This window comes from Sphingomonas sp. 3-13AW (assembly GCF_049311085.1).
Classification (GTDB): Bacteria; Pseudomonadota; Alphaproteobacteria; order Sphingomonadales; family Sphingomonadaceae; genus Sphingomonas.
This window is the reverse complement of sequence record NZ_JASNVZ010000008.1, coordinates 1-15,418: the sequence shown is the minus strand read 5'-3', so window position 1 is coordinate 15,418 and position 15,418 is coordinate 1. Positions and strand designations below refer to the sequence as shown.

Here is a 15,418-nt window from a genome sequence, read left to right as displayed (position 1 = left end):
GCAAGGACCACAAGATGCGCGTCGTCTCCGGCATCCAGACCACCGGCAATCTGCACCTCGGCAACTATCTGGGCGCCATCAAGCAGTGGGTGGCGATGCAGGATGCGATGCAGCCCGGTGACGACTGCCTGTTCTTCCTGGCCGATCTCCACGCGCTGACGGTCACCCAAGATCCCAAGGAACTGGCGGCCAACACCATCGGCATGGCGGCGACGCTGCTGGCGGCCGGGATCGACCCCGATCGCTCGATCCTGTTCAACCAGGCGCGCGTCCCCGCCCATAGCGAACTCTGCTGGCTGCTGCTGGGCACCGCCCGCATGGGCTGGCTCAATCGCATGACCCAGTGGAAGGACAAGGCGGGCAAGAACCGCGAGGGCGCCAGCGCCGGTCTCTTCACCTACCCCGTGCTTCAGGCCGCCGACATTCTCGCCTACAAGGCGACGCACGTGCCGGTGGGCGAGGACCAGAAGCAGCACCTTGAGCTGGCGCGGGACATCGCGACCAAGTTCAACGCCGACACCGGCGTCGAGCTCTTCCCCCTCCCCGATCCGCTCATTTCGACCGCCGCGCCGCGAATCATGTCGCTTCGGGACGGGACCGCAAAGATGTCGAAGTCCGATCCGTCCGACATGAGCCGCATCAACCTGATCGATGACGACGACACGATCGCGACCAAGTTCCGCAAGGCGCGAACCGATGCTGACCCGCTGCCCGACAGCTTCGACGCGCTGGCCGGTCGTTCGGAAGCGAGGAACCTCGTGACGATCTACGCCGCCCTCGCCAATGCGACGCCGCAAGCGGTCGTGGAGCAATTCGCCGGCCAGGGCTTTGGCACATTCAAGCCGGCACTGGCCGAGCTTGCGGTGACGGTGCTCGGGCCGATCCGCGATCGGCTGACGCGGATGCTCGAGGATCCGGCGACGGTGTCGGCTGCTCTTGAGAAAGGTGCAGGCCGGGCGCGCGACCTGGCAGCTCCGACACTGCGATCCGCGCAGGAGGCGCTGGGCCTGCAGGTCTGAACCGCGCGGCCTCCTTTACCACACAAACGAAAACGGGCGGCCGAGGGGCCGCCCGTTTTTGTATCCGGAGCCGCAGGCAGCGCGCTGGGCGTCAGGCGCCTTCGAGCTGCCGCATGAGCTGACGCACCGCCCCGTCGATCTCGCCGTCCAGCCCGCGCAGCGACTCGATCCGCTTGACCGCGTGGATCACCGTCGAGTGATCGCGGTTGCCGAACTTGCGGCCGATTTCCGGCAGCGAGCGCGTGGTCAGCCGCTTGGCGAGGTACATGGCGATCTGACGCGGCCGCGCGACCGCGACGGCGCGGCGGGCGGAGATCAGGTCGAGCTGCTTTAGCTCGAAATGCGTCGAGACGGCGCGCTGGATGTCATCGATCGTGATGCGCTTCTTCGGACCCTGCAGCATCTCGCCCAGCGTCTGGACCGCAAAATCCATGGTGACCGGCTGGCCGATCAGCTGCGCATAGGCGACGACTCGGTTGAAGGCACCTTCCAGCTCGCGAACGCTGCCGTGGATCCGGCTTGCGAGCAGGTCCATCACATCGTCCGGCACGGGCACGGCCGGATTCTCGGCCAGGCGGCGCGACAGAATCGCGTGGCGTAGTTCGAGTGCCGGCGGCTTGATGTCGGCCACCAGGCCCGCGCCAAGGCGCGAAACCAGCCGGCTCTCGACGCCGTCGAGCAGATGGGGGCTGCGGTCGCACGCGATCACCAGCCGCTTGCCGGCGTCCATGAACGCGTTGACGGTGTGGAAGCACTCCTCCTGCGTCGCATCCTTGCCGGCGACGAACTGAAGGTCGTCGATCATCAGCAGGTCGACGGCGCGCAGCCGCGCCTTGAAGCTGTGGGTATCGCGGGCGCGGACCGCGCTCACGAATTCGAACATGAAGCGTTCGGCCGGCATGTAGATCGCCGTCGCCTGCGGATTGGCCGCGAGGAATGCGTGGCCGATCGCGTGCATCAGGTGCGTCTTGCCCTGGCCGGTGCCGCTGTGGAGATAGAGGGGGCTGAACCGCGGCACGCCGGGCTCGGCAAGCAGCCGGGCGGCATTGCGCGCGACCCGGTTCGAATCATGCGCCACGAATCGATCGAAGGTGAAGCGCGGGTCGAACTGCGACCGCTCCGGCGCGCCGATCGGCTGCGCGGGAACGGACGGCTGCTCGGCTTCCGGCGCCACATCCGACGACGCGGCCGAATCGGCCAGCAGCGTGGCACCCGGGACCGGCGCGGCGGGGGCGATCGATTCGCCCGTCAGCACCCGCGCAGGTTCCAGCCTGCTGGAGGTCTCGACCGAAACGGTGCGCACATGGGGCAGGCATGCGCGGAACTCGAACAACAGCCGATCCGCGTAGTGGCTCTTCACCCAGTTGGTCATGAACGCCGACGGCAGCCCGAGGCGAACCATGTCGGCATCGCTGTCGGGAAGCAGAACCATCGGCTTCAACCAGCGGTCGAACAACCGCTGCCCTGCGGACAGACGCAGGTTGTGGCGCACGCGCCCCCACGCGGCTTCCACGGATGCTGCTGTCCCTTCCCCCGTTCCCGTCACGTGAACACACCTCTCCCGCGGTCGGAAGCAGTGCTTTCCGACCCATCGATTCAACTAGCGATAAGCTCCAACGGTAACCCGGCCATGAAGACGGAAACCGTACGCGAAACTACGCGACACTTTTGCCCCGGAGCCGGGGCGAGCGACTGTTTAGGAAGCACGCGGATCGAAGATCAAGAGCCGGTCGCATCCAAAAAAATAATATAGAGCATTGACACCCCGAACCCCTCGGAATTCCGCGGGTTTCCACTTTTGTCCAGTGAAAACAGATACTTAGCGTTGGCGCCGCTTCGGCACCGGACTCGAATCGTGACAAATCCGTGACTTGGGGTCTCGTACTTGATTCGTGCTCACGCGATGGCGAGCGCGCACGAAAAAGGGGCTCCGCCGAAACCGGCGAAGCCCCTTTTTATCCAGGTACTGCGTGCGCTCAGGCGAGCGTCGACACAGCCTTGGTCAGGCGTGCGAACTTGCGCGACGCGGTGTTCTTGTGAAGCACACCCTTGGCGACGCCACGTGCGAGCTCCGGCTGTGCCGCGGTCAGGGCAGCCGAAGCCGCCTCACGATCGCCCGATGCCAACGCCGACTCGACCTTCTTGATAAAGGTACGAATGCGGCTGACCCGCGCGCCGTTGATTTCCGCGCGACGGTCGTTGCGCCGGATACGCTTCTTCGCCTGTGGCGTGTTCGCCATGTGCCGTCCTGATCCTGTGCTGCATGAACGGGCGCAGAAACTCCACGACCCGGGAAAGCGGCGCCTCTATCCCGAGGCACCCAAAAGGTCAAGCTTTTCAGCGCTGGCACTTGGGGCACCAGAAGGTGGAGCGCCCGCCCTCCGTGCGCCGTTGGACGATCCCGCCGCATGGGCAGTGTTCGCCTTCGCGCCCATAGACGCGCCACTGCTTGGAAAAATAGCCGAGTTCGCCGTCCGGGCGCGCATAGTCGCGCAGCGTCGAGCCTCCCGCCTCGATCGCGGCGAGCAGCACGTTGCGTACCGCCTCCACCAGCCGGTCCAGTCGGACCCGAGAGATTTGCCCGCCGGCACGCGCGGGGGCGATTCGCGACAGGTTCAGCGCCTCGCAGACATAGATGTTGCCCAGACCCGCCACGACGCGCTGGTCGAGCAGCAGCGCCTTGATCGGTGCGACTCGGCCCGAAAGCGCATGGGCAAGGTACGCGCCGGTGAACTCAGGCCCGAGCGGCTCGGGGCCCAGCGCCCGGAACGGTGCCCAATCGTCCAGCACATCGGTGCGTAGCAGGTCGAGCGACCCGAATCGGCGGGGATCGTTGAGCGCCAATGCCCGCCCCGCCTCCGTGTCGATCAGGAGATGGTCGTGCGGCAGCAATTCGGTCGGGTCGACTCGCCACCGCCCGGACATTCCCAGGTGGAACACCAACGTGTCCCCCCGATCGGTATCGATCAGGCCGTATTTGGCCCGGCGGCCGAGCGCCGTCACCGTCGCCCCGGTGAGCCGCTGCCCAAGATCCTCAGGGATCGCGCGGCGCAGGTCAGCACGGCGGGGCACGACGCGCGCAATGCGCTGTCCCTCCAGCACGGGCCTGAGGCCGCGCACGGTGGTTTCGACTTCGGGGAGTTCCGGCATGGTGCTGACGAGCTAGGCAGGGTTTGCCCGGGCCACAAGGCTTGGCTAAGGCGCTTGCCATGACCAACACCGTCTCGTTCGGCTATGAAGAAGTCGCCCCCGAGGAAAAGACCCGCCGTGTCGGCGACGTCTTCGCCAGCGTCGCCTCCCGCTACGACCTGATGAACGACGCCATGTCGGCGGGCATGCACCGGCTGTGGAAGGATCGGTTCGTGCGCCGGGTGAAGCCCCGTCCGGGCGAGGAGATCCTCGACATGGCCGGTGGCACGGGCGACATCGCCTTTCGCATGGCGGCCAAGGGCGCCTCGATCACCGTTGCCGACATCAACCCGGCGATGCTGGAAGTCGGCATGGAACGTGCCCAGCAGCGCGGCATGGACGGGCTGGTGTGGACCGAAGCCAATGCGGAAGTCCTCCAGTTCCCCGACCGCTTCTTTGACGCCTACACCATCGCCTTCGGCATCCGGAACGTCACCGACATTCCCAAGGCGCTGCGCGAGGCCCATCGTGTCCTGCGCCGCGGCGGACGCTTCTTCTGTCTCGAGTTCTCGACCACCCAGTGGCCGGGGTTCGCTGACCTCTATGACGCCTATTCGCACAAGCTGGTCCCCAAGCTCGGCAAGCTGCTCGCCGATGACGAGGACAGCTATCGCTATCTGGTCGAGTCGATCCGCCGTTTCCCCGACATGCCGACGTTCGAGCGGATGATCGGCGAAGCCGGGTTCGTCCGGACCAAGGTGGAGCCGCTGTTGGGCGGACTGGTCGCGATTCACAGCGGGTGGAAGATCTGAGCACCCTTCCCCGCTGCATCGAGGATCGGGCATGACCTCCACTCCCACGCATCTGTGGCGCCTGATGAAATGGGGCCGCACGCTGGCGCGTCACGGCGCGCTGCGCGGCATCGAGCGCGACCCCAGCACGCCGCCGGGCGTGCGCCGCGCTGCCAGGCTGCTGCGGTTCGGCGCAAGGGTGCCCGCGGTGCCCCGCTATGCCGAGGCTCTGCAGGCCCTGGGCCCGGCCGCGATCAAGCTGGGCCAGACGCTGGCGACTCGCCCCGATCTGGTCGGCGAGGGCCCTGCGCACGACCTGCTTGCCCTGCAGGACGCGCTTCCGCCGCTTCCGTGGTCGGTGATTCATCCCGCGATCGAATCGGGTCTCGGGCGGCCGATCGAAAGCGTCTTCGCCGAGATCGAGGAAACACCGGTAGGCGCGGCTTCGATCGCGCAGGTCCATCGCGGCATCACGACCGACGGCCGTACCGTTGCGGTGAAGGTGCTGCGCCCCGGCGTCGAGTACGAGTTCAACCAGGCGATCGACACCTATGAGTGGGCGGCCGCCCAACTCGAAGCCTATGGCGGCGAGCTGAAGCGACTGCGCCCCCGCCTCGTCATCGAGACGATGAAGCGGTGGACCGCGCGCGAGCTCGACCTGCGGCGCGAGGCCGCATCCGCGTCCGAACTCGCCGAGGCGATGCAGGCGGAACCGGATTTCACCGTCCCCGGGATCGACTGGCAGCGCACGACCAGCCGAGTGCTCACCACCGAGTGGATCGACGGCATCAAGCTGTCGAATCGCGCCGCGCTTGTCGAGGCGGGGCACGACCTGCCCGCAATGGCGCGCAAGCTGGTGCAGGCATTCCTGCGGCAGGCGATCGCCGAGGGCTTCTTCCACGCCGACATGCACCAGGGGAACCTGTTCGCGCTGCCGGACGGGCGGATCTGCGCGATCGATTTCGGCATCATGGGCCGGATCGACCGGCGCGCGCGCGTGTGGCTGGCCGAGATCCTCTATGGCCTGATCACCGCCAATTACCGCCGCGTCGCCGAGATCCATTTCGAGGCGGGCTATGTCCCGGCGCACCATAATGTCGCAGAATTCGCGACCGCATTGCGTGCCGTCGGCGAGCCGATGCGCGGCCTGGCGGTCAAGGACATGTCCGTCGGCATGATGCTGGAGAGCCTGTTCAACATCACCCGCGACTTCGACATGCAGACGCAGCCCCATCTGCTGCTGCTGCAGAAGACGATGGTGATGGTGGAAGGCGTCGCCACTGCGCTCGATCCGAACATCAACCTCTGGGAAACCGCCGCACCGTTCGTGCGCGGCTGGATTCGCGACGAGCTTGGCCCTGAAGCAGCCGTTGCCGACCGGATCGTCACCGATCTGCGGACCTTTGCGCGTCTGCCGCAGCTGATCCGCAACCTGGAGGCGCGCTATCCCACGCCGGGCGGCGCGCCCCCCGCTCCCCCGCTGCGCGAGATCGAGGTGATTCGGGTCCGCGGCGGCTGGCGCTACATGGCGGTTGCAGCGACGAGCGCAGCGATTGCGGTGGCGGCGACACTGCTCGCGACCTGATGCTGCGGCCGGCGAGTCCGCTGTGGCTGGTGCATCCCAGCCGCGTCGCTGGCCTCTCGGCCAAGCATGCGCTCGCGTTCGCATTGTTCCTGGTTCTGATCCTGGGCGCGACCGTCGCCAGCGTGCGCGGCGGGCCGGTCCCGGGGCCGCGGGCGGCGATCGAAGAAAGCGACATCAGTGTCCACGACGGAGTCGTCGGCGCGCTCAAGGGTGGTGAGGCCTATTACCCCGCCACCGCGCGCGTGCTGCGCTCGGGGGACTATCCGCTCAAGCCGTTCCTGGCGTTCCGCTTGCCGACGCTTCCGGTGGTGCTCGCCGCCCTGCCCGCCGGCCTTCCGACCCTGATGCTCCTGCTGCTGGCTGCGGCCACGCTCTATGCGTGGTGGCGTCGGTTGCGGGTAGCGCTTGCGCGACCGCTCCCAGTGCTGGCGGGCATGCTTCTGCTGGCGGCGGGCGTCCTTGCCCTGCTCGCACCCGACGTCGCGCTGTTCGGCGAAAGCTGGGCGGGATTGCTCGTCGCGCTCTCCCTCGCCGTCCGGCGCGAGGACCGATGGGTGGAGGCGGTCGCCATCGCCACTATCGCCATGCTGATCCGCGAGACCGCCGCATTCTATGCAATCGCCATGGGACTGCTTGCCTTTGCGGAAGGGCGCCGTCGCGAGGCGCTGGGCTGGGTCGCAGGGCTGGCTGTGCTCGCGCTGGTCCTCGTTTTTCATGCGCAGGCCGTGGCGCAGGTGGTCGGTCCGCTCGATCCCACAACCTCCGACGTCGCGGGCCTCCACGGCTTCGGCTTTTTCGTGCGTGCCGCGATGACCGCGACCGCGCTCCACCTGCTGCCTCCTGCCTTGGGGGCGCTGTTGGTGGCGCTCGCACTTTTTGGCTGGGCGATGTGGGATGATCCGGTGGCACTGCGAGTGACGGTGACGCTCGCTATCTATGCCGCCGCGATCGCCGTGTTTGCCCGGGCCGACAGCTTCTACTGGGTGTTCCTGGTGTCGCCGCTGCTTCTGGTCGGGCTCGCCTTTGTACCCGACGGGTTGCGCGACCTGGTCCGTGCGCTGCTCGACAGGCGGCGGGTTCGGGTGCAGAGGGTCACGCGATGAAGCGCATCCTGCTGATCGTCGGCGGCGGCATCGCGGCCTACAAGGCGTGCGAGCTGATTCGCCTGTGCCGCAAGGCGGGCATCGCGGTGCGCTGCGTGCTGACCGATGGCGGCGCCCATTTCGTGACCCCGATGACGCTGGCCGCCCTCTCCGAAGCGCCGGTCCACACCAGCCTGTGGGACCTCAAGGATGAGGCGGAGATGGGGCACATCCAGCTCAGCCGGGAGGCGGACCTGGTGGTCGTGGCCCCCGCCACCGCGGACCTGCTGGCGAAGATGGCAGCGGGAATGGCCGACGATCTCGCGACGACGCTGCTGCTTGCGACCGACAAGCCGGTCCTCGCCGCGCCCGCGATGAACGTGCGCATGTGGCAGCACGCCGCAACGACCCGCAACGTGGCCCAGCTCCGGCGCGACGGCGTGACAGTGTTGGAGCCGGACGAAGGCGCCATGGCGTGCGGGGAATATGGTCCGGGCCGGCTACCCGAACCGGCGGCCATTCTTGCCGCCATCGAGCGCGCGCTCGCGCCAGAGCCGGAGCCGGCGCTTCTGGCGGGCCGCCACGTGCTGGTGACTGCCGGCCCGACGCAGGAGGCGATCGACCCGGTGCGCTACATCGCCAATCGATCCTCGGGTCGCCAGGGCTATGCCATCGCCGGCGCCCTGGCAAAACTCGGCGCGCGGGTTACGCTGGTATCCGGGCCGACTGCCCTCCCTACGCCGCAGGGCGTGACTCGGGTCGACGTGGAGAGCGCGCAGCAGATGGCGGACGCCGTCGAGGCAGCCCTTCCCGCCGACGCCGCGGTGATGGTGGCGGCGGTCGCGGACTGGCGCGTGAATGCCGCGCCGCGCAAGCTGGCAAAGGGCGACATGGAGAGCCGGCTGGAGCTGGTTCCCAACCCCGACATCCTCGCGACCCTGGGCCACGGACCGCGCCGCCCGGGGCTGCTCATCGGCTTTGCAGCCGAAACGCATGACGTCCTTGCGCATGCCGCCGAGAAGCGTGCACGCAAGGGCGCAGACTGGATTGTCGCCAACGACGTGTCGGGAGACGTGATGGGCGGGACTGCCAACGCGGTCCACCTGGTGACGGCAAACGGCGTAGAAAGTTGGGAGAGAATGGACAAGGAAGTGGTGGCACAGCGGCTGGCCGAGAGAATTGCGCATGCGCTGGCATAGGCTGCTCTCCGTAGCGCTGGGTCTGGGGCTGGCGGGATGCGCCGGCAGCGGCGCCGGTGATGGCACGCGATCTGCCTCCATCACGGCGGCCGACGCGGGCGTACAGGAGCAGGCATTCGGTGCCAGCGGCCGCCGTTCGGTCAAGGCGCTGGTCTATGTCCTTCATCGCGACCGGACCGGAGCGCAGGCGGAGGAGAGCGACCGCTTCGCCCGCGAGCTGGCGCAGGCGTCACCCGGGGCGCGTGTCATCGCCCTGACCCAGTCGGAGAGCATCGGCGACGCCGAAAGCCGCGGGTTCACGCGTGAACGCATCAACCGCCTGGCCGACTATATCGAGGCGCGAAGCAAGCGCTATCCGGGTGTGCCGACCGTCCTCGTCGGCGACGGCGGCGGCGCGGCCCTGGCTGCCAATCTTGCGGGGCTTCGGCCAAAGCTCGTCGATGGACTGGTGCTGGCCGCCTGTCCCTGCATGCTGCCCGAATGGCGCAAGCACATGGAAAAGCGGATGCCGCGCGGCACGTTCAAGCCCGCGGCCAACAGCCTCGATCCGCTGATGACCGTAGGCGGCGTCCGTTCGGAGACAAAGGCGGCGCTGCTGGTCGGCGCGAACGACCCGATCACGCCCCCCAAATTCTCGCGCGGCTATGCCGAAGCGCTGGCGCTGCGCGGCATCGCCACGGATTTCCGCGTGTTGCCAGGGAAGGGAAATGACATCCTGACCGATCCTGAAGTGCTCTCCGCAACCACCCGGATGCTCGCCGCACTGCAGGCACCCCGATGAGCGGCGGTCCTGTTCGCATCGCGGTACTTCGGCTGGAACATGGCCGTGATTTGCCGCTCCCCGCCTATGCCACCGCTGGTGCCGCGGGCATGGACGTCGTCGCTGCGGAGGATTGCATCCTCGCCCCCGGCGCGCGCCATGCGGTTGCGACCGGCTTCGCGCTCGCGATTCCGGAAGGCTATGAAGTGCAGGTTCGTCCGCGCTCGGGCCTGGCGCTCAAGCACGGCATCACCTGTCTCAACACCCCCGGCACGATCGACAGCGATTATCGTGGCGAGGTGAAGGTGATCCTCGCCAACCTCGGCCAGGAACCGTTTGCGGTGCGTCGTGGTGAGCGCATCGCCCAGCTCGTACCTGCACCGGTGCTCCACGCCACGCTCTCGGAGGTGACAAGCCTCGATGAGACGGCGCGTGGCGACGGCGGCTTCGGATCCACGGGACGATGACCGGCTTGCCTGCCGTGCTGCTGGTGGCGCTCGCCGCACAGGTTGCGGCGGCAGTGTCTGCACCGGCGGAACCGGACCGGCGGCGGACATCCCCGATCAATTGGGAGGCACTCGACGCGCTGCCCTATCGCGTGCAGCCCGAGGTCACTCCCCAGATGGTGGAGTTCGTCAGCGGAGAGATGCACGAGGGCCGCTGCACGGCCCCTGCCCCGGTGGCGGGGAAGCGCCGGGTCCACACCGACGTAGCCGTCCTGGTCGGCGCCGGCGCCAGCGTGCGCGCGACCATTCCCCGGGCGATCAATTGCCCGACGGTGGAGCAATATGCGGCCGGACTGGTGCTCGGCTTCGCGCGCGGCAACCTCAATCCCCGCTTTGCGGTCGAGGGAACCTGGTACCGCGTCAGCATGACCTTCGACCTGCCCGAATGACGCTGTCGGACGCGGAGCTGGAGCGCTACGCGCGCCACATCGTGCTGAGGGAAGTCGGCGGCACCGGGCAGGCTCGTTTGGCCGCCGCGCATGTCGTCGTGGTCGGAGCCGGAGGCATCGGGTCCCCGGTCATCCAGTACCTCGCCGCGGCAGGGGTCGGGACGCTCAGCGTGATCGACGACGACCAGGTCGACCTTTCCAACCTGCAACGTCAGACCCTGTTCGGCACCGCCGACGTTGGCCGGCCCAAGGCTGAGGTCGCGCAGGAAGCAATCGCCCGCCTGAACCCGCATGTTGCCGTCACCGTTCACCAGATCCGCGTGGACGCAGGCAGCGCGGCAAGGCTGATCGCCGGCGCTGACGTCGTCGTCGACGGCACCGACAATTTCGCGACGCGCCTTGCCGTCGCCGACGCAGCGACGGCGGAGCGCGTTCCCTTGGTGGCGGCCTCGGTCGGAGAGTTCGAGGGGCAGTTGGGCGTCTTTCGTGGGTGGGAGCCGGACAAACCCTGCTACCGCTGCTTCGTCGGGCACGACCCGGAGCGCCCGGACCGCAGCTGTGCCGACACGGGTGTCCTGGGGGCGCTCACCGGGGTCGTCGGCAGCCTGGCAGCGCTGGAAGCGATCCGTGCCATCACCGGCTTTGGCGAGGATAGCGCGGGCAAGCTGCTGCTGATCGACACCTTGGCGCTGCGTTTCCGGACTCTTGTGCTTCCAAAGGATCCCGGGTGCCCCGCATGCGGGGGCTGACGATCCTGGTCGCCACTGCCGATCCCGCGCGCTTTCGCGCCGCCCTTTCCACCGCCGCGGCGGCCGCTGCCCTCGGGTCGTCGGCGCGCGTGTTCCTGCAGGAGGAAGCGGTGGCGCTACTGGAACGCTCCGACGATCCCGACGCCGCGCGCCTGCATGCCGCCGGGTTGCCGGACGAGTCCGAGCTGCTGGCGATCGCACAGGAAAGCGGCGTGCAGCTGGTCGTCTGCCAGTCCGGCCTCGCGCTCGCGGGCCTGGAACTACACGCCCTTCCCGCCGGCACCGAGGCCGGCGGGTTGGTCAGCGTGCTGGCGACCCTTGGCGATGATCGCCTGCTGGCGTTCTAGGCGGCCCGGCACGCCGGCCGGGTCGGTTCGATCAGGCGAGCAGATCCTTGGCGAAGGCGCGAACTGCCGGTCCCACGTCGTCCCGCGACAGCGCCGTCGCCAGATTGGCCTGGAGGAAGCCCGCCTTGTCGCCGCAGTCATAGCGGACGCCCTGGAAAGTCACGCCGTGGAACGGCTGGTTGCCGATCATCTGCGCCATTGCGTCGGTAAGCTGGATCTCACCGCCCGCACCCTTCTCCTGGGTTTCCAGGATGCGCATCACTTCGGGCTGAAGCACGTAGCGGCCGATCACCGCCAGGTTCGAAGGCGCGGTGCCCGCCTTGGGCTTCTCGACCAGGCCCTTCACCTCGGTAAGCGTTCCGTCCCGCGAGCCGGGGGTGATGACGCCATATTTGTCGGTCTGGTCGTCGGCCACTTCCTGCGCGCAGAGCAGATTGCCGCCGACCTTGTTATAGGCTTCGACCATCTGCTTCAGGCAGCCCGGCTGGCCCACCATGAAGTCATCGGCGAGCAGCACCGCGAACGGCTCGTCCCCGACGATGTCGCGCGCGCACCAGACCGCATGGCCGAGGCCCATCGGCTCCTGCTGGCGGACATAGGCGACGCGGCCGGGCTTCAGCCGGGTCGCATCGAGCACCTGGAGCGACTTGCCGCGCGCGGACATGGTCGCTTCCAGCTCATAGGCGATGTCGAAATGGTCCTCGATCGCAGACTTGCCGCGGCCGGTGACGAAGATCATCTGCTCGATGCCGGCCTCGATCGCTTCTTCCACCGCATATTGGATCAGCGGGCGGTCCACGACGGGAAGCATTTCCTTCGGCATGGCCTTGGTCGCCGGCAGAAAGCGGGTGCCGAGACCCCCGACCGGAAACACTGCCTTGCGAAGTGGCTTGATTGTCATGCTCGCTCCCTATGATTGATTTGCAGCTGAACGGCCGATGGTTGCTGCGCCCCCCAGCTCCTTAGCCACACGGGAATTAGCACTCCCGGTGTATCCGCGATAGAAGGCGGCCATGGTTACGCTCCCAAGCCGACGTATTCTGGTCGTATTCGGTACACGGCCTGAGGCGATCAAGCTCTTTCCTGTCCTGCAAGCCCTTTCGGCACGCCCGCAACTGGAGGTGCGCAGTTGCGTCACCGCGCAACATCGCGGGCTGCTCGATCAGGTGCTGTCGATCGCGGGGGTGGTGCCCGACATCGACCTCGACCTGATGGAGCCGGGCCAGTCGCTCGACCGGCTGACGGCGCGGCTGCTGCTGGCGCTCGGCGAGGTGATGGACCGGGAGAAGCCCGACCGGGTGGTCGTGCAGGGCGACACCGCAACCGCGATGGTGGGGGCGTTGGCCGCCTATTACCGCCAGATCCCGGTCGCCCATGTCGAGGCCGGGCTCCGCTCGGGCAACATCTATCAGCCCTGGCCCGAGGAGGTGAACCGGCGGATCGTCGCACCGATCGCGGACCTGCATTTCGCCCCCACGGAGACCGCCGCCGCGGCGCTGCGGGCCGAGAACATCGCGCCTGCCTCCATCCACGTGACCGGTAACACGGTGATCGACGCGCTCCACGCCACGCGAGACCGGATCGCAGGCGATCCCACCCTCGCCGCCGGGATCGCGCCCTTGGGGAAACGATACGCCGGAAAGCGGATCGTCCTGGTCACCACCCACCGCCGGGAGAACTTCGGCGACGGCATGGCAGCGATCGCCCGCGCGGTCGGCCGGATCGCCGATCGGCCCGATGTCGCGGTGATCTTCCCTGTCCATCCGAACCCCAATGTCGTTGCCGCAATGGACGCGGTGTTGGGGGATCGGCCGAATGTGGCGCGCATCGAGCCCCTGGATTACCCGAACTTCATCCGCGCCCTGGAACTCGCCCACATCGTCTTGACCGATTCCGGCGGGGTGCAGGAGGAAGCACCCGCGCTGGGCAAGCCGGTGCTGGTGATGCGCGAAACCACCGAGCGTCCGGAGGGCGTCGTCGCCGGCACCGCGCGACTGGTCGGCCCCCACGAAGACCGTATCGTTTCGGGAATTTCCGAACTGCTGGACGATCAGCAAGCCTATGCGGCCATGGCCCGCGCGCATAACCCGTTCGGCGATGGCCGGGCATCGGCAAGGATCGCGGAGATCGTGGCACGTGATTTCGGACACTGAACTGAAGGTTTGCATGTTGGGGCTGGGCTATATCGGCCTGCCCACCGCCGCAGTGATCGCCCGCTCCGGCGCCACAGTTCTCGGGATCGACGTCGACCCCGCGGTGGTGGAGACGGTGAACTCGGGGAAGGTCCACATCGAGGAAATCGACCTCGATGGCCTGGTCTCCGGCGTGGTCGCCCGCGGCCTGTTGCGCGCGTCGACCGAAGTCGAGCCGGCCGACGTGTTCGTGATCGCCGTGCCGACGCCCTTTGGCCCCAACCACGCCCCGGACATCACCTATGTGCTGGAAGCGGCGGCGGTCATCGCCGGCGTGCTGAAGCCTGGGGACACCGTCATCCTCGAATCCACCTCCCCGATCGGGACGACCGAGAAGGTCGCGGCGCTGATCGCCGAGCGCCGTCCGGACCTGGCCGTGCCGGGCCACTGCACCGGCACGGCCGACCTCGCCATTGCCTATTGCCCGGAGCGCGTGCTGCCCGGCCGCATCCTGGTCGAACTGATCGACAATGACCGCGTGATCGGCGGCATCACCCCGCGCTGCGCCCGCAAGGCACTCCACTTCTACCGCCGCTTCGTGAGAGGCGCCTGCGTCACCACGACCGCGCGCGCGGCCGAGATGACCAAGCTGACGGAGAACGCGTTTCGCGACGTCAACATCGCCTTCGCCAACGAACTGTCGGTCGTCGCCGACACGATGGGGATCGACGTGTGGGAGGTGATCCGCCTGGCCAACCGACACCCGCGGGTGAACATCCTGTCTCCGGGCCCTGGGGTCGGCGGTCACTGCATCGCGGTCGACCCGTGGTTCCTGGTCCATGCCGATCCGGAAAACACGCAGTTGATCCGCACGGCGCGCGAGGTCAACGACGCCAAGATCGAGCACACCATTGCGCAGGCCGAGGCGCTCGCGAACGCGGTGCCGGGCGCTCCGATTGCGTGCCTGGGTCTGGCGTTCAAGGCGAACATCGACGATTTCCGCGAGAGCCCGGCCCTCAAGGTTGCACTCCACATGGCCGAGCGCTTCGGTTCGCGCGTGCGGATCGTGGAGCCGTATGCGGCCAGACTGCCGGAGGCGTTTGAGGGCACCGGCGCCCAGCTCATCGACCTGGACACCGCGCTGGAGACCTGCCCCGCCTTTGTCGTGCTGGTCGACCACGACATCTTCCGCTCTGTGCCCCTCGACGAGCGTGCCGACAAGAGCGTCCATGATTCCCGCGGCATCTGGCCGGACCAGCCGAAGGCTGCTCCGGGGAGGCCGCGACTGCGTATCTCGGGCTAACCGTTCGCACCGCCGAACACCCGCCCCGGCGCGCGGTTTCGCCGCGCCACTCCTAGCCTAGGACTTTCGCTCGGCAGAACAGAGCGACGTTTTATCAAAAGTTCGGCGACAGCATGAAAAGCAATGACCCGGCACGCCGATTGGCATGCCGGGTCATTGGATCTCGAACAGCCGAACTAGAGCGGTTTTCGAGCGAGCTGAATCGAGAGGGATTCACATGGCCGTGGTTTTCTGATTCACGATCCCTGCCGGCAAGGGAGGCCGGGATGGATGGGTCGAGCCTTGTCGCGTGATCTGCGAGACCGTGTGGTCGCCGCCGTTGAAGGTGGGGTGTCGTGCCGGCGGGCGGCCGAGCGGTTCGGGGTCAGCGCGGCGAGCGCGATCCGGTGGCGACAGCTGGCGCTGCGCCATGGCACGCCGGCGGCCA

General features: G+C 67.7%; 16 protein-coding genes and 1 pseudogene. 13 read left to right on the top strand and 4 right to left on the bottom strand.

The features are described 5' to 3' along the window. The first annotated feature begins 14 nt into the window (after nucleotides 1-14). Complete coding sequence (gene trpS, locus QP045_RS10510; RefSeq protein WP_422514933.1) at nucleotides 15-1,019, top strand: tryptophan--tRNA ligase; 1,005 nt, start codon at nucleotides 15-17, stop codon at nucleotides 1,017-1,019. A gap of 91 nt (nucleotides 1,020-1,110) precedes the next feature. Here trpS and dnaA read toward each other — a convergent pair whose 3' ends face one another. The 3 genes from dnaA to mutM form a co-directional block, all read right to left on the bottom strand. Continuing rightward, on the bottom strand, nucleotides 1,111-2,532 hold the full coding sequence (dnaA, locus tag QP045_RS10505) for a chromosomal replication initiator protein DnaA (protein ID WP_422514932.1): 1,422 nt from the start codon (nucleotides 2,530-2,532) through the stop codon (nucleotides 1,111-1,113). 463 nt (nucleotides 2,533-2,995) lie between these two features. Further along, the gene (gene rpsT / locus QP045_RS10500) at nucleotides 2,996-3,259 is read right to left on the bottom strand and encodes a 30S ribosomal protein S20 (RefSeq protein WP_229361971.1); all 264 of its coding nucleotides are present in this window, start codon (nucleotides 3,257-3,259) and stop codon (nucleotides 2,996-2,998) included. A gap of 97 nt (nucleotides 3,260-3,356) precedes the next feature. Then, nucleotides 3,357-4,169 carry a bifunctional DNA-formamidopyrimidine glycosylase/DNA-(apurinic or apyrimidinic site) lyase gene (mutM, locus tag QP045_RS10495; RefSeq protein WP_422514931.1) on the bottom strand — a complete coding sequence of 271 codons (813 nt, stop codon included), beginning with the start codon at nucleotides 4,167-4,169 and terminating at the stop codon, nucleotides 3,357-3,359. Between the two features lie 59 nt (nucleotides 4,170-4,228). Between mutM and QP045_RS10490 the strand changes: the two genes are divergently transcribed. From QP045_RS10490 to QP045_RS10450, 9 genes are read left to right on the top strand one after another with little or no spacing between them, the layout of a single operon-like run. Continuing rightward, a complete protein-coding gene (locus QP045_RS10490) occupies nucleotides 4,229-4,960 on the top strand; it encodes a class I SAM-dependent methyltransferase (RefSeq protein WP_422514930.1) in 732 nt (243 codons plus the stop codon). Between the two features lie 31 nt (nucleotides 4,961-4,991). Next, nucleotides 4,992-6,524 carry a 2-polyprenylphenol 6-hydroxylase gene (ubiB, locus tag QP045_RS10485; protein ID WP_422514929.1) on the top strand — a complete coding sequence of 511 codons (1,533 nt, stop codon included), beginning with the start codon at nucleotides 4,992-4,994 and terminating at the stop codon, nucleotides 6,522-6,524. Continuing rightward, a complete protein-coding gene (locus QP045_RS10480) occupies nucleotides 6,524-7,627 on the top strand; it encodes a hypothetical protein (protein WP_422514928.1) in 1,104 nt (367 codons plus the stop codon). The genes ubiB and QP045_RS10480 overlap by 1 nt, the downstream gene beginning before the upstream one ends. Next, nucleotides 7,624-8,805, top strand: a complete 1,182-nt coding sequence (coaBC, locus tag QP045_RS10475) for a bifunctional phosphopantothenoylcysteine decarboxylase/phosphopantothenate--cysteine ligase CoaBC (protein WP_422514927.1) — start codon at nucleotides 7,624-7,626, stop codon at nucleotides 8,803-8,805. Before QP045_RS10480 ends, coaBC begins: the two co-directional genes overlap by 4 nt. Then, on the top strand, nucleotides 8,792-9,586 hold the full coding sequence (locus tag QP045_RS10470; protein ID WP_422514926.1) for a hypothetical protein: 795 nt from the start codon (nucleotides 8,792-8,794) through the stop codon (nucleotides 9,584-9,586). The genes coaBC and QP045_RS10470 overlap by 14 nt, the downstream gene beginning before the upstream one ends. Next, nucleotides 9,583-10,032 carry a dUTP diphosphatase gene (gene dut, locus QP045_RS10465; protein ID WP_422514925.1) on the top strand — a complete coding sequence of 150 codons (450 nt, stop codon included), beginning with the start codon at nucleotides 9,583-9,585 and terminating at the stop codon, nucleotides 10,030-10,032. The genes QP045_RS10470 and dut overlap by 4 nt, the downstream gene beginning before the upstream one ends. Beyond that, the gene (locus QP045_RS10460; RefSeq protein WP_422514924.1) at nucleotides 10,029-10,460 is read left to right on the top strand and encodes a hypothetical protein; all 432 of its coding nucleotides are present in this window, start codon (nucleotides 10,029-10,031) and stop codon (nucleotides 10,458-10,460) included. The genes dut and QP045_RS10460 overlap by 4 nt, the downstream gene beginning before the upstream one ends. Further along, complete coding sequence (locus QP045_RS10455) at nucleotides 10,457-11,209, top strand: HesA/MoeB/ThiF family protein (RefSeq protein ID WP_422514923.1); 753 nt, start codon at nucleotides 10,457-10,459, stop codon at nucleotides 11,207-11,209. The genes QP045_RS10460 and QP045_RS10455 overlap by 4 nt, the downstream gene beginning before the upstream one ends. Then, nucleotides 11,197-11,556 (top strand): DsrE family protein, encoded by a 360-nt coding sequence (locus tag QP045_RS10450; protein ID WP_422515055.1) that lies wholly within the window; start codon nucleotides 11,197-11,199, stop codon nucleotides 11,554-11,556. Before QP045_RS10455 ends, QP045_RS10450 begins: the two co-directional genes overlap by 13 nt. Before the next feature lie 31 nt (nucleotides 11,557-11,587). Here QP045_RS10450 and galU read toward each other — a convergent pair whose 3' ends face one another. Next, complete coding sequence (gene galU, locus QP045_RS10445; RefSeq protein ID WP_422514922.1) at nucleotides 11,588-12,457, bottom strand: UTP--glucose-1-phosphate uridylyltransferase GalU; 870 nt, start codon at nucleotides 12,455-12,457, stop codon at nucleotides 11,588-11,590. Between the two features lie 112 nt (nucleotides 12,458-12,569). Here galU and wecB point away from each other — a divergent pair, with 112 nt between their 5' ends. From wecB to QP045_RS10430, 3 genes and pseudogenes are all read left to right on the top strand, one after another. Next, a complete protein-coding gene (gene wecB / locus QP045_RS10440; RefSeq protein WP_422514921.1) occupies nucleotides 12,570-13,709 on the top strand; it encodes a non-hydrolyzing UDP-N-acetylglucosamine 2-epimerase in 1,140 nt (379 codons plus the stop codon). A gap of 13 nt (nucleotides 13,710-13,722) precedes the next feature. Next, nucleotides 13,723-14,991 (top strand): UDP-N-acetyl-D-mannosamine dehydrogenase, encoded by a 1,269-nt coding sequence (wecC, locus tag QP045_RS10435; protein ID WP_422514920.1) that lies wholly within the window; start codon nucleotides 13,723-13,725, stop codon nucleotides 14,989-14,991. A 270-nt stretch (nucleotides 14,992-15,261) separates the two neighbouring features. Then, nucleotides 15,262-15,418: pseudogene (locus QP045_RS10430) on the top strand (IS630 family transposase); the annotation flags it as partial.